Below are 17,578 nucleotides of genomic sequence, written 5' to 3'. Positions count from 1 at the left end.
GCCGTGGTGCCGTCACCCGAGACGGCGTCGGTCCTCCTCGCCCATGAGCGGGTGTCGCGCGGCTCGTTGCGGCTGGACGGCCCGGTCGGGTGTCTTGCGCATGTCCGTGATCCCCCCTGGCTCATGCAGTGCCAGTGCCACTGCCACTGCCACTGCTGCGTAGGCCTGTCGCGACCCCGAGCTCGACGCGCTGCTCAGCCGTGACACCGACGAGGAACGGTCCACCTCGGGCCGGCCCGGTCACGCCGACGTCGGACCTAAGGTCGACGGGCGACGAACACGTACTCCTTGCCCGGCCGGTCCGGTGCCTCGCGGACGTCCTCCACCTCGTATCCCTGGGCGGCCAGGTCGCTCTCCACCTCCTCCCGCCCACGGAAGCGCAGGGTCGAGTCCGACGTCAGCACCTGGCCGTCCGCGGCGAAGACATAAGTCTGGCGGAACGTCACCAGCGGGCCGCTCACCTCGACCGTTTCGACCCAGGTCTCGACCGCGCCGACGTCCGGAATCTCCGTCACCGCGTACGACGCGTCGCGGTTCCACTCCTCCCACGCCCGCCTGGCCGGAACCCGGGTCTCGAACACCAGGCGGCCACCGGGCCGGAGTGCCTCGTAGGCGCCGCGGAGCGTCCCCCGCCAAGCTTCCGGCTCGACGATCTGCTGGGCGGCGTTCGCCGTCATCGTCGCGAGGTCGACCCGCAGCGGAGGGAGGGCGGTCGCGTCGCCGTGGATCCAGCGCACCCGGTCGGCGCCCGGCTTGGCCCGGGCCACATCGAGGGAGGCCGCGGCTGGATCGACGCCGACGACATCGAGCCCGCGGCCGGCCAGCAGGAGGGCGAGGACTCCCGTCCCGCACCCGATGTCCAGCACGCGGCGCGCCCCGAACTCCTCGGTCATCCGGACGTACGCGTCGAGGTCGCCGCGGTCGGGGTCGAGGGCGTCGTAGATCGAGGCGAGCCGTGGATGTGCGAAACACTCGTCAGCCATGCGCATGCTCCCGGTATCGCATGCCCGTGATGCTGCCCAACCGCCCCTCCGCCCGGCAACCGATTTCGAGAGCCGCCACGTCGCCTCGCCCGGCGGAGCGGTACTTACTTTTTTGTACGTACTTGGCAGCATCCGGCGCGCGGCAGAGGCTGAAGGACGTCACGAAGCAAGGCGCGCGTCCCGGCTCGCCTTGCTCGACAACCCTCTTCTGAGTTACCGGAGTTGAAGCATGCCCATGTCCACTGACCGGTCCGCCGCCGAAGCCACCGCCACCGCCACCGTCACCGTCCTGGGCCTGGGTCCGATGGGGCGCGCGCTGGCCGACGCGTTCCTGAGGGCCGGATTACGGACCACCGTCTGGAACCGTACGCCGGGCCGGGACCGCGAGTTGGTCGAGCGCGGGGCGGTCGGTGCGCGGTCGGCGGCGGAGGCGGTCGCCGCGAGTGCGCTGACCGTGGTCTGCGTGGTGAACTACGACGCCGCGGACACCGTACTGCGGGACGCGCCGGTCACCGACGCCCTCAAAGGCCGTACGGTCGTCAACCTCTCCGCCGACGCACCCGACCGCGCCCGGTCCACGGCGAGCTGGGCGGACGCCCACGGTATCCGTTACCTGGACGGCGCGATCATGACGCCGACCACCACCATCGGAACACCCGCCGCGGTGTTCCTCTACAGCGGCCCCGAGGACCTCTACCGGGAGCACCGGCCCGTCCTGGACACGCTCGGCGGCACCCACACCCACCTCGGTGAGGACATCGGCCGGGCCGCCGCGTACGACATCGCCCTGCTCGACCTCTTCTGGACGGCGACGGCGGGCTTCGCGCACGCCCTCGCGGTGGCCCGCGCGGAAGGCGTCACCGCCCGCGAACTGGCCCCCTTCGCACAGGGCATCGCCGCGATCCTGCCGCCGCTCATCGAGGAGTGGGCGGAGGACGTCGACAGCGGCACCTTCTCCGGCGAGGGCAACCCGATCACCTCGGCGGTCTCCTCGATGGCACACATCATCCAGACCTCGGAGGCCCACGGCATCGACGCCGCCGTCCTGCGCGCCGCCGAGGGCCAGGCCCGCCGCGTCATCGGCCTCGGCCACGGAACGGACGGGTTCATGCGGGTCACGGAGGTGCTCGGCCGCCAGTGAGACGGGGGCGGGGGGCCCGGGACCGGGTGCCGAAGGCGGGGGCCGGGTGCCAGGGGGACCGGGGACCGGAGTCGAGGGAGGGGCAGGGGCCGGGAGTGGCGGGAGGAGTTGGAGGAGCGGCAAGAACTCTCAGCCCTCGAACCCGCCCCGCGCGAGGATCTCGTCGACCCGGGCCCGATGTGCCGCCTCCCACTCGTCCAGTGTCTCCGCCGCCTCCTTGGCCAGCTTGGCGCGGGCCGCGGTGAGGATCTCCTCGTGGCGGGACGCGGGGACGGCGACGACTCCCTCCTCGTCGGCGACCACGATGTCGCCGGCGTCGACCGGGACCCCGCCGCAGCGCACCCGTTCACCGAACCGCGTGACGGCGGACTTGGCGGCCGGGATCGGGATGACGCCTCGGGCGAACACCGGGAAGCGCATCGCCCGTACCTCGGCGAGGTCGCGGATCAGCCCGTCGGCGACGAAACCGGCGATGCCCCGGCGCTGGGCGACGGCACAGACGTTGCCGCCGGCCAGCGCGTAGTCGAGGTCGCCGGACTCCACGACGATCACCGAACCGGGCGCGGCCCGGTGGATCGCCGCGTGCAGCATCAGGTTGTCGCCGACCGGGCACCGTACGGTGAACGCCGGCCCGGCGATCCGCGGTACCGGCTCCCACAGCGGCCGTATGCCGATGTCCATGACCCGCTCACGGCCGAGCAGATCGGCCAGAGTGGTCGTGGGGATGTCCAGAAACTCGGTGGTGTCGATCACGCGGCCGACGCTACCTTGCCCGTATGACTGCCGGGTCGGCCTTGTGCCGTGAGCGAGTTGGGTGCCCGGCCTCTGAGTGAGGCCGACGGGGGTCCCCCCGCTCGAGCGAGTTCGGGAGTGGGGGAGGGCCAGGAGCCCGCCTCTTTCTCTGTGCCGCCTTCGAAGTTCGCAGAACACCAGCGACGAAGACACCAGCGACAGAGAAAGAGAAAGAAGACAGCGTGCCCAATCCCTTCAATGACCAGATCATCGACGAGTTCCGCGCCAACAGGGGCCGGATGAGCGGTGCTTTCGAGGGCGCCCGCCTGATCCTCCTCACCACCACCGGCGCCCGCGCCGGCACCCCGCACACCGCCCCCGTCGGCTACCTCCCCGACGGCGGCGACCGCATCCTCGTCATCGCCTCGGCCGGCGGCTCCCCGCGCCACCCCGACTGGTACCGCAACCTCCTCGCCGATCCCCACGTCACCGTGGAGAGCGGTGCGTTCACCTACGAGGCCCGTGCCGAGGTCCTCACCGGCGAGGAGCGCGACCAGGCCTTCGCGCGGGCCGTGGAGGCGGACCCGGGCTGGGCGGCGTACCAGGAGAAGACGGACCGGGTGATCCCGGTGGTCGCCCTCCACGAGGTCGCACAGAGCGGCCCGCCGAACATCAACGCCGGCTCCCTCGGCGAGGCGATCAAGGTCGTGCACGACGCCTTCCGCCGCGAACTCGCCCAGATCCGCAAGGAGATGAGCACCGGTACCGCCACGCTCGGCGCCCAGCTCCGGGTGAACTGCCTGACGTTCTGCCAGGGCCTGCACAACCACCACACCGGCGAGGACCTCGGCATGTTCCCCCTCCTCGGAGACCGCCACCCGAAGGCCGCCCCGGCGATCGCCCGCCTGCGCGAGGAGCACGAGAAGATCGCGGCCCTCGTCGAGGACCTCCGCCACGCGGTGACCGCCGAGAACGCGGACCGGGACACGGCGCGCTCGGAGGTCGAGCGCCTCACGAGGGAGCTGGAGGCCCACCTGACGTACGAGGAGGAGCAACTCATCCCGCTCTTCGACGCCGGCACCTGAGCACCCCGGGCCCCCGGGCGGCCACCGGCCGAACGGTCCGGCCTCCCGGGCAGCCACCGACCGAACGGTCCGGCCTCCCGGGCAGCCACCGACCGAACGGCCCGGCCTCCCGGGCAGCCCCCGCCGAGCAGTCGGCCGTCAGAACGGCAACGGCCGCCCATGCACCACATCCAGCCGCGACACCGCCCGCGTCAGCACGACGTACAGCCGGTGCAGCCCCCGGCCGCCAGTGAGGTCCCCCACCTCCGCATCCCCGTCCCCCTCCTCCTGCCCCTCCCCCTCCGCGATCGCGGCCGGCTCGACGGCGACGACATGGTCGTACTCCAGGCCCTTGACCAGGGTCGCCGGGACGACGCTCAGCCGGGCGGCCGGCTCGTCCGGCCCCGCCGCCGCGATCCCGGCCGCGGCGAGCGCGGCACGCACCCGGTCCACGTCCGCGTCCGCGGCGATGACACCGACCGATCCCTCCCGCGCCAGGGCCTCCCGTACGGCGTCCACGACCACGTCGAGCACCCCGCCCACCGCATCCGCCCCTGCCCCCGCCTCGCGGATCCTCAACTCCCCGTCCGTACGCAGCGAGCGCCCCACCGGCACCTCCACGTCCAGCCTCTCCAGCAGCCGGTTCGCCAGCTTCACCACGGCCTGCGGCACCCGGAACCCGATGGTCAGCGGGATCACGGCCGCGTCCGGCTTCCCGAGGTGCCGCAGGGTCGTGTCCCACGTCCGGGCCGCCCAGGGCGTGGTCCCCTGGGCCAGGTCGCCGAGGACCGTGAGCGAGCCGAAGGCGGCCCGGCGGGCGATCGCCCGGCACTCCATCGGGGAGAGGTCCTGCGCCTCGTCGACGACGAGATGGCCGTATCCCTCGGGATGTTCGACGAGCCCGGCGACCTCGTCGAGCAGGACCAGGTCGGCGGCCGACCAGCGCGCCGACTTCCATGACCGCGGCGGTCGCGCCCACAGCAGCGCCCGCTGCTCGTCCGCATCCAGCAGCCCGTCGGCCGCGGCCGCCAGCACCCGCTCGTCGGTGAGGAGTTCGGCCAGCACCTCCTCGGCCCGCACTCGAGGCCATACGGCGTCCACGTACGCCCCGACCGCCCGCGACCGCGAGATCTTCTGCACCCAGGCGCCGCTCTGCGGGCCCGCCCGCCGCTCGGCCCGGAGCTGCACACACCGCACGACCCGGCTGCGCACCCGCTCCCGCCCGACGCCGTACGGCGGTTCCTCGGCGCGTACGTCGCGCAGGATCCGCGCGAGTTCGCCACCGGGCACCCGCCAGCGGTACGAGCCGTCGGGGACGGTGAGATCCGGGACGGCGCGATCAGGGACGACGCGATCGGCGCCCCTCTCCCCCGACTCCCAAGACACCCGCGCGTACAGCGCCCGCCGCAGCACCTCCGCCATCCGGGCGTCGTGCTTGACGACGGCGGCCCGCTCGGTGTCGGCGCCGGTGACCGGATGCCGGGCGATCTCCTCCTGGAGGGTCGACTGCCGTACGCCGGTCTCGCCCAGCGCCGGCAGCACCTCGGCGATGTAGGAGAGGAAGGTCCGGTTGGGGCCGAGGATGAGCAGTCCGCCGCGGCGGATGCGCTGCGGGTGGGTGTAGAGCAGGTAGGCGGCCCGGTGCAGCCCGACGGCGGTCTTCCCGGTGCCCGGGGCGCCCTGCACGCACACCGAGACGTCCAGGTCTCCTCGTACGAGATCGTCCTGCTCCGGCTGGATGGTCGCGGCGATGTCCCGCATGGGGCCGACCCGGGGCCGCTCGATCTCACGGGCGACGATGCCACCGGCCCCCGACTCCCCCCGGCCGAGGTGCTCGTCCTCCAGGCCGGTGAGGTCGGCGGAGTCGCCCCGGCTGCCGGACGCCCAGCCGAACCGGCGCCGCACGGCGACGCCCTGCGGGTCGTGCGCGCTCGCCTGGTAGAAGGCGCGGGAGACGGGTGCGCGCCAGTCCACGACGAGGGGCGGGGCGGCCGGATGCTCGCTGATCCTGAGCCGCCCGATGTGGTAGCTCTGCCCCGAGTGGTCCGCGGCGGCGCCTTCGGCGAAGTCCAGCCGCCCGAAGAACAGCGGCCCTTCCGGAAGGTCCCGCAGCTCCTTGGCCTGCGTGCGCAGGCGATACCCGAGAACTTCGGCGTCGGCACCGGAGGCGGAGACGTCCTCGCCGGTGACGACGTGTTCCTGCGCCCCGGCGACCATGGCGGCGAGCGCGGTACGGCAGCGGTCGTGGTGGGTGCGTTCGTGGTGGAGGGCGTCCTGGAGACCTGGGTGAGGTGACGTCATTCCCTGAGCATAGGGGAAAATGTAACCAGGTTAAATTCGTTACTCTGCTTCAGGTGAGATGGGGCAGTCCGCTCGCCAGCTGATCGAACGCCCGCTCCGCCGCCGCGAGCGCGTCCGCCCGTACGTCCGCCACCCGCTCCCCGCCCGTGATCCGCCGCCAGTTCTCCTGGGCGAGGATCCGCTGGACGGCGATGATCTGTCCGGCCGCCAGCCGCGCCTGCAGATCACCGCCGAGCGCCTCGGCGAGCGCGGCCTCCGAGCGCTCCAGGTAGGCGTACAGCCGGGCGACCAGCGCGGGCGTCCCGTAGAGCAGTGCGTAGAAGGCGCGCACCTGGGGGTGGTCGTTGAGGCCGGTGATCGGATCGCCCCGCTCCAGTCCGTCGAGGAAGTGCCGCCGCAGCGCCCCGAGCGGCGAGTCCGCCCCGGCGACGACACGCGCCGCCTCGTCCTCATGGTCGGCGAACCGGTGCAGGACGAGGTCCTCCTTGGCCGGGAAGTACCGGAAGAGCGTGGGCTTGGAGATCTCGGCCGCGGCAGCCACCTCCGCGACCGACACGGCGTCGAAGCCCTTCTCCAGGAACAGCCCGATCGCCACCTCCGACACGACCTCGTACATCCGCTGCTTCTTGCGCTCCCGCAGGCCTGCCTCACTCATGGGGCGAGCCTACGCACAGGTTTCGCGGTGCCCCCTCCGCCCGCGTTCAGGAGACATCCGGCCGGGGTGGGAGGCGGGGCGTGGGTGACAGTGGGTGAGCCTTGCTCCAGAGCGTCTCGAAGAAGGTGCTCCGACGCCTGATGATCTCGAGAGCGTGGTCGCCGCCGTCCCTGGACCAGCGGGCCAGCAGGGAGTCGTTGCCGATGAGGTCAAGGAGTTGACCGGCGCCCGCCCCGGAGTCGGGCGCCGTGGGGACGGCGGGAGCCCACGGGTCGGGGCGCAGGTCGATCTTGTCGTAGATCCCCTCGTACACCACGGCGTTGTCGATGAAGTACAGCTTGAGCGAGGGTGACATGTGCAGCACGCGGAACTCGACGGTCAGCGTTCCCCGCTCGGCAAAGGCCATCCGGCCTATCTGACCGTTCAGAGCGCTCTCGTGGCCCGCGATCTGACGCCTCAGGTCCGCCCGGAATTCCGGGGAGTCGCAGGCCTTGCCGTCCGGGCCCACCCGGCCCGGGACCTCGGTCTCCCGGGCGAAGTCCGGTACCAGCACGCGCAGGCTCACCTTGCGCAGGGGGTCTCTGGGCAGCCCTTGAAGAATGCTGATCAGGGGACCGGCGAACGTCTCGCCGGTGAATCCCATCGCCGTGAGCCGGACCTCTCCCCCGGCGTGGAGCGCCTCCCGGAACTCACGCTTCAGCTCTTCCGACGTGACCACCGCTCCGGCCCGTGGCCGCAGGACGGAGTTCAGCCTCCGCACCTCGTCGTCGAGCCGCCGTACCACGGCGGCCAGGGACTCCTCGGTCGCCCGCTGCGCCGAGTGCGCCTCGTTGAGCCGCTGCACCTCGGCGTACAACACGTAGCCCACCACGGTGAGCAGCGCCCCGCCCAGGTAGACCTTGTCCTGCAACGCGTCGCCGACCGGCTTCACGAACTGGGCCACCAGTCCGACGCCGAACACGACGGCCAGGAAGAGCCGCGTGACCGTGGACTCCGCGCGTTCCCAGCCGGCCGCCAGTCCTGCACCCCATGACCGCCTTGTGTCCGACACCAATTCCCCCAGTGAGCCGCCTACTTGACTCAAGCCTGCTCATGGTGCCCGCTGAGCCGGGCGGTCAGGAAGGGGACGGCTCGATCGCCCGCGCGATCAGGGCCGGGAGACCATGGCCGGGAAGTCGTTCGAAGTGGTTCACCCGGAAGTCGTCGGAGAGCATCGCCCCGGGCGCCGGCAGGAACAGTGCGCCGTGCGGCCGTCCGCACGGAACGCCCGCTCTCCTGTGGCCCGTTCTCCCGTCGTACGGTCGTCACGCGGCCGTACGCGCGGACATGCCGTGCCACTTCCGCAGGGCTTCCACGATCTGTTCCACATCCGCGACGTCCACGAGCCGCAAGGGTTCACGGGCTCGGCCCATGGCCCGGCTCACCTGTTGTGCGGCCGCTCGGAAGTGCTGTTCCTCCGCGTCGACGGGCAGCGCGAGAGCCGCCCGCATGACGTCCGGGTAGACCGACTGCGCGTACTCGAAGGCGAGGTAGGTCTGGAGGTCCCGGTGCAGGCCCGCGGTCAGCTCCCCGCGGCCGGCCTCCCGCATGGCCTGGGCCCACAGCTCGGCCATGCGGTCCCGCTCCATCTTCCCGTACCTCATCCGGACGATGTGCGTCGCCAGATCGTGGAGGGGATCGCCCCAGAGGGCCAGTTCCCAGTCGATCACCGCGATACGGCCCCTGCGGACCACGACATTGGCGCGGTGGACGTCGGTGTGCAGGAGCGTGAAGGGCCGGGAGGTCAGGCCGTGGTGGTTCTCCTTGAACCTCGTCATCGCGTCCTCGGGGATCCCCACGGCCGCGAAGAGATCACCGAACCGTTCCCGGTTGGGCTGGTGCACACGCGTCTCGGCGAAGTCGACGAGCCAGTGCAGAAACCCGTCACTGTCGCCGTCGGCCGGCCAGTTCCCGGGGAGCGGCGGCAGGTCCTCGACCGGCACGCGGGCGGTCCGGACGAAGAACGCCGCGAACTCCCGCATCAGGCTCTCGCCGACGGCGCCGTCGGGATTCAGCTCACTGAGCGCGTCGCCCCTGCGGAACGTGTGCACAGAGCGGTCGCCCAGGACGGCCAGACAGCGCGGTACCTCGCGCAGATGACGGCAGACGACCTCGAGCACTTCGGCCTCGCGCGGCCAGATGCGGGGGACGACCTCCACGCTGTTCAGCGGCACTCGGTACTTCAACCGCACGAACGGCATCACACCCAGCAGCAGGGCCGGCCACAACCCCACGCGCAGAACGTAGTTGGTGTTGTGGTGGCCCCTGAGCACCTCGCCCCTGCCCCGGAGTCGGCGGGACTCCAGCAGGCGGTGCGCCAGCGCCCGGCGCGCTACGTGTGACAGACGAGGCATGATGGCCGAGATTAGCGGTTCGGCCTCAAGATCACGTCCGCTGGCGCATGACTTTGCAAAGGCTGTGGCATGTCCCACAGCCTAAACACCCTATTTGGAGTAATTCAGAGTTGTCCTGAACTATTCGGTGAGCAGCCGGACGTCGCACGGACCAGAGCGAGCACCTGCTCCAGCGAGGCGACGACCGTCGTGGCGCCCGCGTCCCTCAGGAGCTTCTCCTTGTGTTCGTTGCGCGCGTAGCCGAGGAACGGAACGCCGGCCGCGACGGCGGCGAGCAGGTCCGACGGGGTGTCACCGATCATCAGGGCGTCCCCGGGTGCCGAACCCATCGCGTTCAGAGCCCGGTTGAGGCAGTACGGGTCGGGCTTGAGGTGCTGGAGCATGTGGGTGCGGCCGTAGATGTGGGGCATGAAGCAGGAGCTGAGGCCGCGACTCGCCAGGTACGTGCGGACCACCCGCGGGGAGTTGTTGGTGGCGATCGCCAGCCTGGCCCCCACCGCCTTCCAGGTGCGGATCAGCGGGTCGGCGTACGCCGTGGGCATGGCGGAGGAGGTCGCCCGCAGTTCCTCCTGGGTGAGACGTTCCTCCAACTCGTCGACCAGGTCGCTGCCGGGATGTCTGCGGTCGACGGCGCGCAGCACTATGTGCGGGTCCAGGGACCGTCGTTCCTCGTCGGTCAGCAGCCCGTGCAGGCCGCGGCCCTCGAGCCACTCCACGAGGTCGTCCGCCACCTTGTCCGCCGCGTGGCCGGCGAACAGGCGGCAGATCGGGCCGTCGAAGTCCCAGAGCACGACACGCGCGCGCGTGATCAGCCCTCGCAGTGCCTCGGTCTCCGCTGTCACCAGTTCAGTCTGCGTCGTATCAGAAGTCACTAGGAGAGTGTCAGGTCCGTCGTGATGGTTTCCCAGAGGGCGTCGAACCACTTCTGGGATTCCACCACGAAGGCGGCGTCACGCCGGTCGGCCTGCCTGACGAAGGAGAAGAGCAGGGACTTGGCTCCGAGGGCGTCGTACATGTCCAGGGTCTGGCTGCCCCACTCCTCCTCGCGCCGGGTCAGCATGTAGTACCCGATCAGCGCTTCCTCCTCGTTGAGCAGGTACAGCTTCACCGGCGGGGTGAAGGGCAGCGCCCGGAAGGAGACGTGGACGTCGATGCCGTGGGAGGAGCGGAGCGACATCAGGTTGTGCCGCAGCACCTGCGCCTGGGCGTTGCGCATGGCCAGCCAGCGCTCGTGCACGGGGTTGTCGTCCCCGCTCGCGTCGACCGCCACCGGGAAGGCGAGGTCGATGTCGCGCGAGGGGAGCAGGATGCGGACATCGACCGACTCGGGGTGGATCCGGCCCTCGTGGATCTGGCGGAGCGGTTCGCCGAGGGCCAGCATCAGGGTCTCGGCCGTGTGGCACACGACATCCACGCGGACGCGCGGCACCGAGAAGCCCTCGACCAGCCTCGGGGCCAGTCCGACCATCGTCGGCTGCGGCTGCTCCCCGACCGTGCGGGGCGGTTCCGCGATCCTCGGCGGGCTCCCCTTGCTGACGTTGCTCAGGAGGCCGTCGTCCTGAAGGGCGCGCAGGGCCTGCCGAACGGTGCCGCGTTCCACGCCGAACTCCTCGGCGAGCTCGGCCTGGGTGGGCAGGCGGTCACCCGCCCTGAGGTCGCCGGTGCGGATCCGTTCCCGCAGGTTGTCGGCGATCTCCTGGGGCGAGAGCTTCCTGCTGCCGTTCACTGCCACGTTCTCCGCCACGTTCTCCGCCACGTCCTCCTGGGTCACGACCAAACGCTACAACTTCTATCCATCTATGTGGAGTTGTTTGAAAGTTGTTTTGAAGTGGCGACCAAGTGGGGACAACTAGTATTGAGTTGGTTACCAACTTGGTTCAGTTGGCGGACGCTTTGCCTCCTCATTCGCCGGCAGGACCCGGATCCGAAAGGGGAACACCGTGCCTGCTCTCGCCCTCCTGTCCGCCGTGTTCGTCGTCGGCGTCGAACAGACCCTCAAGTGGAAGTACGGCGTCGTCGGCGTCGCCGGTCTGCTCCTTCTCACCATAGGCATCAAGGCCAAGAACCCGGCCGTCAGCTCCGCGGGGGCGGTCGTTCTCGCACTGCTGGTCGCGGGTCCCGCCCTATGAGTCGACCAGGTCGACGGCAGCCCGGTCAGCTCGTTGTGGGAGACGTCAGGTCGTGAGCGTCAGCTCCGAACTGATCGTCTCCCACAGTGCGTTGAACCACAGGTGGGACTGCTCGACGAAGGTCGTGTCCCGCAGTGCGACGCCCTGCTCGAAGGCGAACAGCATCGACTGGGTGCCCTCGGCGTCGTACGTCTGGAAGTACTCCTGGTCGATCTCCGCCTCATGACGGCCCAGCGTGTAGTACGCGAACAACGCCTCCTCCCCGTTGAGCAGGTACAGCTTCACCGGCGGCGTGAAGGGCAGCGCCCGGAAGGAGACGTGGACATCGATGCCATGGGTGGCGCGCAGCGCGAGCAGGTTGTGCCGCAGCACCTGGCCCTGGGCGTTGCGCATGGCCAGCCAGCGCTCGTGCACCAGGTCGCCGTCCCCGCGCCCGTCGACCGCCACCGGGAAGGCGAGGTCGATGTCCCGTGACGGGAGCAGGACGCGGACGTCGACCTTGGCCGGTTTCATTCGCCCGGCGTGGATCTGGCGCAGCGGCTCGCCGATGGCGAGGGTGAGGGAGACCGAGGTCAGGCACAGGGCGTCGATCTCGACGTGCGGGGCGGCGAAGGCGGCCGCTGTACGGGGCGCGAGGGCCACCGTGGTGGGCAGCGGCGGGGCGGCGGGCCCGGTCTGAGGCCTGGTCAGGTCAGGATCCGGGGCGACGGTCGCCGGGCTTCCCTTCGAAACGTTGGTCAGCAGGTGCTCAGACTGCAGGATGTACAGCGCCTGCCGTACGACGCCCCGCTCGACCCCGAACTCGTCGGCCAGCTTGGCCTGCGTGGGCATGCGCTGGCCCGGTCGCAGCTTCCCGGACCGGATCCGGGCGCGCAGCTCGTCGGCCACCTCGCGATGGGACTTGTGTGGCCGCTGTGCCCTCTTCCGCCCATTGACGGCGGCGTGTTTCGGGTCCACGACCAAACACTACAACTTCTCGCCATCTTTCGGCAGCTCATCGAAGGGTGGTTACAAGCCTCATCCAAGCGGAGATAAGTACAGTGAAGTTGGTCGCCAACTTGAGCAACATGGTCAATCTTCCACAAGGTTGGCCAGCAAGGCGACCGACAGGGACCACCGTCCCGGAGGAGGACCGACATGCCGCTGATCGCCCTCGCCATCGCCGCCCTCGCCGTCGGCTTCGAACAACTCGTCCAGTGGAAGCTGGGCGCGATGGGCATCGTCGCCCTGGTCGCGCTCACCGCCGGGATCAAGGCAAAGAGCGTCGCGATCGGCGGCATCGGAGCGGTGATCCTCGTGATGCTGCTCGCCCAGTCCGGCTGACCGGGCTCCCTTCCGGAGGGGAGCCGGGAGCCCGGTCGGTCCGCACAGCCACAACTGAAGAACGTCAGCACCCTCGCACAGCCACAACTGGATACCGGCGTCCGCACGGACGTACGAAAGCACAGCCACAACTGAACAAGCACAACGGAACAGCCACAACGGAACAGCTCGCTACGGATGCAGAGCAGCACCTGTCCCCGAGGAGAAGGAGCGTCAGAACATGTCCGGGCACCAAGGACGCCTGGACGTGCGCAGCAGGGCGTCGGCCGACCGGCCGGCGCCCTCTCGTTCTTCCCGTACCCGCCCCAGCGCCGCCAGCCGTACGGCCGACTCGTCGCCGAGCCACAGGGCCGCCAGGTCGGCCACGTCGAGCGTCAGGTCGGCGTCCGCGGTCGTCCGCGTACAGGACCCGCCCTCCGGCGACGCCTCCAGCCGGTACCGCCCGCCGGTCAGCCCGTCCCGGTCCCTCACCTCCAGAACCAGCGCCCCCTCCCCCGCGTACGTCCGCGACTCCAGCGCCCGTACGACGTCCAGGAGCCGCACCCACAGCCAGTCCGACTGCGCGGTGATCCTGGCCGCCCTCGGGTCGGGCAGGACCAACGGGAGCAGGTCGTCCGGGGCACGCCAGCCGCTCTTCACCCGCGTGATCCAGTCGATCGAGCAGAGGTAGCGCCACAGGGCGCGCTCGGCGGCCGGGGTGGAGGCGATCAGCCAGTTCACGCTCGCCGTGTCGTGCGGCTGCTTGTCGTGCCAGTTGTCGTCCGTGTAGTACTTGGCCAGTCCCTCGACCTCGCCGTCCGGCGAGCGGTACGCGGCGTAGAACGGTTCGGTCCACGACGGCTCCAGCCGTACGAGTCCCGTCGTGGACCGCCACCACATCTCGTCGCGGCTGACCGCGCCCGGCTGGGACCGGCGTATCCGCTCATGGAGGTCGGGGCCGAGCTTGCGGACGTCGTCACCGTCGACGAGGTCGATACGGCCGCCGTCGTCCGGGACGGGCCGTCGGAGGTCGAGGCCGGTGCGCGGGATGTCGACGGTCCACTCGGTCATCCAGGTGGCGGGGCCGAAGCCGTAGCGGCCGTAGATCGGGTACTCGGCGGCGATCAGCGTGGCCACGACGTCGCCGCGGTCCTTCGCGGCGGCGAGGTCCCGGGCCATCATGCGGGTCAGCAGGCCCCGGCGGCGGTGGGTGGCGGTGACCGTGACACCGGTGATGGCGTCGGCCGGGACGGCCGCGCCGCCCACGGCGGTGACCTGCTGGTCGAAGGACTTGAAGGTGGCCACGCAGCGGCCGCCGTCGAAGGCGCCGAGATAGCGGCCGGGTTGGAACTGGCTGCGGCGGGCTTCCAGTTCGCTGTCCGGGACGGTGGGCTCGCGGAGGAAGCCGGTCCTGACGGCACGGAGCCAGTCGACGAGTTCGGGTTCGGTGATGGGGCGTACGTCGATGTCGGGGCGCGGACGGGTCATGCGGCCACGGTAGGGGCGGGGGCGTGGATGTGCCGGTGTTTTTCCTCACCCCCGCCACCCCCGATCCCCCATTCCTGAGTCCCGCTTCCTGCTCCGTCTCAGAAAGTGGCCCGGATCTCCCCCACCACCCCCGCTCCCCCCGACACCGGCGCCCGCCCGATCCGCTCCACCACCGGCGACTCCACGCCCATGAGCCGGAGTGCGCGTGCCAGGACGGGGCCCAGCGCGCGGCCGCCGCCGTCCTCAGCCTTGAACGCGAGGGACCGGCCGTCGGGGAGGGCCACCGCCTGGACCGCCTCCGCGCCCATCTTCGAGAGGGTGCCGGGGACGGCACGCATCAGCCAGGTGTCGGGGCGGCGGGTTCCGGCGACGTACTCGGGGTGGGTGCGCATGGCCGTGGCGACGCGGCCCTCGGCGGAGGCAGGGTCGGCGAGGACGAAGGTGCGGTAGGCGCGGGCCAGGCCGGTGAGGCTGATCGCCAGCAGGGGCGCCCCGCAGCCGTCCGTGCCCACGGCCGCCACCTTCTCGCCCGCCGCCTCCTCCACCACCTGGTGGATGAGCTGCTGGAGCGGGTGGGCCGGGTCCAGGTAGGAGTCCCGCGGCCACTCCCGCAGCGCGCACGCCGCCAGCATCGCGGTGTGCTTGCCGGAGCAGTTCATGGTGACGCGGGAGCGGACCTCGCCCGACGCCAGGTACGTCTCCCGTTCCTCGGCGTCCAGCGGGAGGTCCGGCGGGCACTGGAGGAGCGTCTCGTCCAGGCCCTGCTCGTCCAGCATCTTGTGGACCAGGTCGCGGTGGAAGGGTTCGCCGGAGTGGCTGGCGGCGGCCATCGCCAGCCGCACGCCGGACAGGTCCAGGCCCGCCCTCAGCACGCCCGCCGCCTGCATCGGCTTGTTGGAGGAGCGCGGGAAGACGGGCGAGGTCACGTCCCCGAGCGCCAGTTCCACCGCCCCGTCCGCGTCCAGCAGGACCAGACTCCCCCGGTGCCGCCCCTCGACGAACCCGGAGCGGACGACCTCGGCGAGGACGGGCGGGACACGTTCTTCCAGGGACGACACGGGCGGTATGACAGCGGACGCGGGCATCGGCGGCGGCCTTCCGGACGGAGGGGACCCGCCCCGGCCACGGGCCCCGGGATCGCCGGTACGGCCGCCGTGTCACATGAGCAGGTCGTCGACTTGTGCTTCCCCTTCACGGTACCTGCGGGCGATCTCCGCGCTGCAGTCGTCCGCCGTCCGCTGCAGCCGCTGCCGACGCCGGGACACCTGCTGCTCGTACCGCACCAGCCGCCCCATCGCGGTGTTCAGCTCCAGGTCCGTGCGGGCGTCCAGGTCGGAGAGCTCGACCTCGGCGAGCATCTCCGCGGCCAGCAGCCGGTACTCCTCGCTGTGCGGGGTGCCCAGCGTCACATGCCGGGCGGAGGAACGGTGCCGGGCCGGGGCGTCGGTGAGGATCTCCGACAGCCGCTCGACCACGGACGCCTCCCCCGGCGCCGGCACGGACGCGGCGCCCGCGGGAGTCCGCCGCGCCAACTCGGCCCGCAGGATGTCGATACGGCCCTGCAGCAGCCGCCGTACGTAGCTGAGGTCGGCCTCGTCGCGCTGGGCTTCCCGGCGCAGCGTGCGCAGTTCGGGCAGGCTCAGCACGGCCAGTTCGGGCTCGGGCGGGCCGGCGCGCAGCGCGCAGGGCGGACTGTCGGTGCGTTGTACGGGCGGACTGTCGGTGCGCTGTACGGGCGGCCGCTGGCTGGTCATGCCAAGCTGCCCGGTACTCGGTGTGCTCATGTGCTCTACCGTCCCCTCGACCGGCGTGTGGAAAGCATCGTGCCACCCCAAGTGGCCGCTATGTGACCGAGCGCCCCCGATCAGCCCCGAACGGCCCCAGATGAGGGGTTGATGGGGGGTTGGTGGGAGGTTGAGGACAAGGAAGAGGGTTGGTGCGGAGCGCGATCGGACGCCCGGCATGATGGTCGTATGCGGGCAGTGGTGCAGAGGGTGGACGGCGCGAGCGTCGTCGTGGACGGCGAGACGGTCGGGGAGCTCGACGGCGAGGGGCTGTGCGTGCTCGTCGGCGTGACCCACGAGGACACCAAGGAGAAGGCGGCCCAACTCGCCCGCAAGCTGTGGTCCGTCCGCATGCTGGCGGACGAGAAGTCGTGCAGCGACATCGACGCCCCGCTCCTCGTCATCAGCCAGTTCACCCTCTACGGCGACGCCCGCAAGGGCCGCCGTCCCACCTGGAACGCCGCCGCCCCGGGTGACGTGGCCGAGCCGCTGGTCGACGAGGTGGTCGCGCGGCTGCGCTCCCTCGGGGCGACGGTGGCGACGGGCCGCTTCGGCGCGCAGATGCGCGTCTCACTGACGAACGACGGCCCGTTCACGGTCCTGATCGAGATCTAGGTCTCCAGGCCTCGGCCAGGCGTCTCAGGGCGCTACGACGACTTCCTGGGCCGCCGCCGTCGAGTCCGCCACCAGCCGCGCGTCCAGCGGCACGTTCCGCTTCACCAGCGCGAGGGCGATCGGGCCGAGCTCGTGGTGGCGTACGGACGTCGTGATGACGCCGATCTTGCGACCGTCGGGGCCCTCGTCCGCGAGCCGGATCTCGGTGCCGGCCGGGGGCAGATGGACCTCGCTGCCGTCGAGGTGCAGGAAGACCAGCCGACGCGGCGGCTTGCCGAGGTTCTGCACCCGGGCGACGGTCTCCTGACCCCGGTAGCACCCCTTCTGGAGGTGCACCGCGGTGTCGATCCAGCCCAGCTCGTGCGGGATCGTCCGGTGGTCGGTCTCGAAACCGAGGCGGGGGCGGTGCTGTTCGACGCGGAGTGCCTCGTAGGCGAGGATCCCGACCGCGGGGCCGGACTTCTCGGCGTACGACTCCAGTTCGACGCGCGGAAGGAACAGGTCACGGCCGTACGACGTCTCGCGTACGACGACCCCCTCCGGGACGTCGGCGATGGAACCGGCCGGCAGGTGGACGACCGCGAACTCCTCGGTCCGGTCGGCGACTTCGACCCGGTAGAAGAACTTCATCGACTCCAGGTAGGCGATCAGCGCGTCCTGGGTGCCGGGTTCGACGTGCGCCCAGGTCGTCGAGCCGTCGTCGACCAGGTACAGGGCGTGCTCGATGTGGCCGTGCGCGGACAGGATCAGTGCCTCGGTCGCCTGCCCCGTGGGGAGGTCGCTGACGTGCTGGGTGAGCAGCAGGTGCAGCCAGCTCAGCCGGTCCTCGCCGGAGACGGTGACGACTCCGCGGTGCGAGAGGTCCACGAAGCCGGTGCCGTCGGCGAGGGCGCGCTGCTCACGGAACAGGTCGCCGTAGTGGGCGGCGACGCCTTCGTCCACACCTTCGGCGGGGACGGCGCCGGGCAGGGTCAGCAGGGGGCTTTTCATA

General features: G+C 71.0%; 18 protein-coding genes. 5 read left to right on the top strand and 13 right to left on the bottom strand.

Annotated features, from left to right (window positions below):
• Nucleotides 1-257 precede the first annotated feature (257 nt).
• A complete protein-coding gene (locus ACIBK3_RS40910; protein ID WP_399373196.1) occupies nucleotides 258-983 on the bottom strand; it encodes a class I SAM-dependent methyltransferase in 726 nt (241 codons plus the stop codon).
• 229 nt (nucleotides 984-1,212) lie between these two features.
• Here ACIBK3_RS40910 and ACIBK3_RS40905 point away from each other — a divergent pair, with 229 nt between their 5' ends.
• Complete coding sequence (locus ACIBK3_RS40905) at nucleotides 1,213-2,124, top strand: NAD(P)-dependent oxidoreductase (protein ID WP_399373194.1); 912 nt, start codon at nucleotides 1,213-1,215, stop codon at nucleotides 2,122-2,124.
• A gap of 129 nt (nucleotides 2,125-2,253) precedes the next feature.
• On the opposite strand, the gene ACIBK3_RS40900 is transcribed toward ACIBK3_RS40905, so the two are convergent.
• A complete protein-coding gene (locus ACIBK3_RS40900) occupies nucleotides 2,254-2,877 on the bottom strand; it encodes an RraA family protein (RefSeq protein WP_399373193.1) in 624 nt (207 codons plus the stop codon).
• Between the two features lie 221 nt (nucleotides 2,878-3,098).
• Between ACIBK3_RS40900 and ACIBK3_RS40895 the strand changes: the two genes are divergently transcribed.
• Entirely contained in the window at nucleotides 3,099-3,941 is an 843-nt protein-coding gene (locus ACIBK3_RS40895) for a nitroreductase/quinone reductase family protein (protein ID WP_399373190.1), read from the top strand.
• Nucleotides 3,942-4,079: 138 nt separating this feature from the next.
• Here the strand turns inward: ACIBK3_RS40895 and ACIBK3_RS40890 are convergent, their stop codons facing one another.
• The 6 genes from ACIBK3_RS40890 to ACIBK3_RS40865 form a co-directional block, all read right to left on the bottom strand.
• On the bottom strand, nucleotides 4,080-6,221 hold the full coding sequence (locus ACIBK3_RS40890) for a HelD family protein (RefSeq protein WP_399373189.1): 2,142 nt from the start codon (nucleotides 6,219-6,221) through the stop codon (nucleotides 4,080-4,082).
• 49 nt (nucleotides 6,222-6,270) lie between these two features.
• Nucleotides 6,271-6,876 carry a TetR family transcriptional regulator gene (locus tag ACIBK3_RS40885; protein WP_399373187.1) on the bottom strand — a complete coding sequence of 202 codons (606 nt, stop codon included), beginning with the start codon at nucleotides 6,874-6,876 and terminating at the stop codon, nucleotides 6,271-6,273.
• A gap of 46 nt (nucleotides 6,877-6,922) precedes the next feature.
• Nucleotides 6,923-7,927 (bottom strand): ATP/GTP-binding protein, encoded by a 1,005-nt coding sequence (locus ACIBK3_RS40880; protein WP_399373186.1) that lies wholly within the window; start codon nucleotides 7,925-7,927, stop codon nucleotides 6,923-6,925.
• A 253-nt stretch (nucleotides 7,928-8,180) separates the two neighbouring features.
• Entirely contained in the window at nucleotides 8,181-9,269 is a 1,089-nt protein-coding gene (locus ACIBK3_RS40875) for an aminoglycoside phosphotransferase family protein (protein WP_399373184.1), read from the bottom strand.
• 104 nt (nucleotides 9,270-9,373) lie between these two features.
• Entirely contained in the window at nucleotides 9,374-10,141 is a 768-nt protein-coding gene (locus tag ACIBK3_RS40870; RefSeq protein WP_399373183.1) for an HAD family hydrolase, read from the bottom strand.
• Nucleotides 10,141-11,046, bottom strand: coding sequence for a GntR family transcriptional regulator (locus tag ACIBK3_RS40865; RefSeq protein WP_399373181.1), 906 nt, complete (start codon nucleotides 11,044-11,046; stop codon nucleotides 10,141-10,143). Before ACIBK3_RS40865 ends, ACIBK3_RS40870 begins: the two co-directional genes overlap by 1 nt.
• A 163-nt stretch (nucleotides 11,047-11,209) precedes the next feature.
• Between ACIBK3_RS40865 and ACIBK3_RS40860 the strand changes: the two genes are divergently transcribed.
• A complete protein-coding gene (locus ACIBK3_RS40860; RefSeq protein WP_399373180.1) occupies nucleotides 11,210-11,398 on the top strand; it encodes a hypothetical protein in 189 nt (62 codons plus the stop codon).
• Nucleotides 11,399-11,443: 45 nt separating this feature from the next.
• On the opposite strand, the gene ACIBK3_RS40855 is transcribed toward ACIBK3_RS40860, so the two are convergent.
• Nucleotides 11,444-12,361, bottom strand: a complete 918-nt coding sequence (locus ACIBK3_RS40855) for a winged helix-turn-helix domain-containing protein (RefSeq protein ID WP_399373178.1) — start codon at nucleotides 12,359-12,361, stop codon at nucleotides 11,444-11,446.
• 174 nt (nucleotides 12,362-12,535) lie between these two features.
• On the opposite strand from ACIBK3_RS40855, the gene ACIBK3_RS40850 reads away from it, so the two are divergent.
• Entirely contained in the window at nucleotides 12,536-12,721 is a 186-nt protein-coding gene (locus ACIBK3_RS40850; RefSeq protein ID WP_399373177.1) for a hypothetical protein, read from the top strand.
• Nucleotides 12,722-12,934: 213 nt separating this feature from the next.
• On the opposite strand, the gene ACIBK3_RS40845 is transcribed toward ACIBK3_RS40850, so the two are convergent.
• The 3 genes from ACIBK3_RS40845 to ACIBK3_RS40835 all read right to left on the bottom strand — a co-directional run bounded on the left by ACIBK3_RS40845 (nucleotide 12,935) and on the right by ACIBK3_RS40835 (nucleotide 15,972).
• Nucleotides 12,935-14,188 (bottom strand): GNAT family N-acetyltransferase, encoded by a 1,254-nt coding sequence (locus ACIBK3_RS40845; RefSeq protein WP_399373175.1) that lies wholly within the window; start codon nucleotides 14,186-14,188, stop codon nucleotides 12,935-12,937.
• Nucleotides 14,189-14,286: 98 nt separating this feature from the next.
• The gene (locus ACIBK3_RS40840) at nucleotides 14,287-15,273 is read right to left on the bottom strand and encodes an asparaginase (protein ID WP_399373173.1); all 987 of its coding nucleotides are present in this window, start codon (nucleotides 15,271-15,273) and stop codon (nucleotides 14,287-14,289) included.
• Between the two features lie 72 nt (nucleotides 15,274-15,345).
• Nucleotides 15,346-15,972, bottom strand: coding sequence for an aerial mycelium formation protein (locus tag ACIBK3_RS40835; protein ID WP_399373171.1), 627 nt, complete (start codon nucleotides 15,970-15,972; stop codon nucleotides 15,346-15,348).
• A 189-nt stretch (nucleotides 15,973-16,161) separates the two neighbouring features.
• Here ACIBK3_RS40835 and dtd point away from each other — a divergent pair, with 189 nt between their 5' ends.
• Nucleotides 16,162-16,587, top strand: a complete 426-nt coding sequence (dtd, locus tag ACIBK3_RS40830) for a D-aminoacyl-tRNA deacylase (RefSeq protein ID WP_399373169.1) — start codon at nucleotides 16,162-16,164, stop codon at nucleotides 16,585-16,587.
• Between the two features lie 24 nt (nucleotides 16,588-16,611).
• Here the strand turns inward: dtd and ACIBK3_RS40825 are convergent, their stop codons facing one another.
• Entirely contained in the window at nucleotides 16,612-17,577 is a 966-nt protein-coding gene (locus ACIBK3_RS40825; RefSeq protein WP_399373168.1) for a YgfZ/GcvT domain-containing protein, read from the bottom strand.
• Nucleotide 17,578 lies beyond the last annotated feature (1 nt).

The organism is Streptomyces sp. NPDC050287, assembly GCF_044459385.1.
Lineage (GTDB): Bacteria > Actinomycetota > Actinomycetes > Streptomycetales > Streptomycetaceae > Streptomyces.
Note: the sequence above shows the minus strand (reverse complement) of the source record. Positions and strands in the feature narration are given on the sequence as shown.

Bases quoted from the DNA above. Each gene is read 5' to 3' on its own strand.
- ACIBK3_RS40890 (WP_399373189.1), bottom strand. From the start codon at position 6,221: ATGACGTCACCTCACCCAGGTCTCCAGGACGCCCTCCACCACGAACGC.
- ACIBK3_RS40885 (WP_399373187.1), bottom strand. From the start codon at position 6,876: ATGAGTGAGGCAGGCCTGCGGGAGCGCAAGAAGCAGCGGATGTACGAG.
- ACIBK3_RS40910 (WP_399373196.1), bottom strand. From the start codon at position 983: ATGGCTGACGAGTGTTTCGCACATCCACGGCTCGCCTCGATCTACGAC.
- ACIBK3_RS40875 (WP_399373184.1), bottom strand. From the start codon at position 9,269: ATGCCTCGTCTGTCACACGTAGCGCGCCGGGCGCTGGCGCACCGCCTG.
- ACIBK3_RS40850 (WP_399373177.1), top strand. From the start codon at position 12,536: ATGCCGCTGATCGCCCTCGCCATCGCCGCCCTCGCCGTCGGCTTCGAA.
- ACIBK3_RS40825 (WP_399373168.1), bottom strand. From the start codon at position 17,577: ATGAAAAGCCCCCTGCTGACCCTGCCCGGCGCCGTCCCCGCCGAAGGT.
- ACIBK3_RS40835 (WP_399373171.1), bottom strand. From the start codon at position 15,972: ATGAGCACACCGAGTACCGGGCAGCTTGGCATGACCAGCCAGCGGCCG.
- ACIBK3_RS40840 (WP_399373173.1), bottom strand. From the start codon at position 15,273: ATGCCCGCGTCCGCTGTCATACCGCCCGTGTCGTCCCTGGAAGAACGT.
- ACIBK3_RS40905 (WP_399373194.1), top strand. From the start codon at position 1,213: ATGCCCATGTCCACTGACCGGTCCGCCGCCGAAGCCACCGCCACCGCC.
- ACIBK3_RS40845 (WP_399373175.1), bottom strand. From the start codon at position 14,188: ATGACCCGTCCGCGCCCCGACATCGACGTACGCCCCATCACCGAACCC.
- dtd (WP_399373169.1), top strand. From the start codon at position 16,162: ATGCGGGCAGTGGTGCAGAGGGTGGACGGCGCGAGCGTCGTCGTGGAC.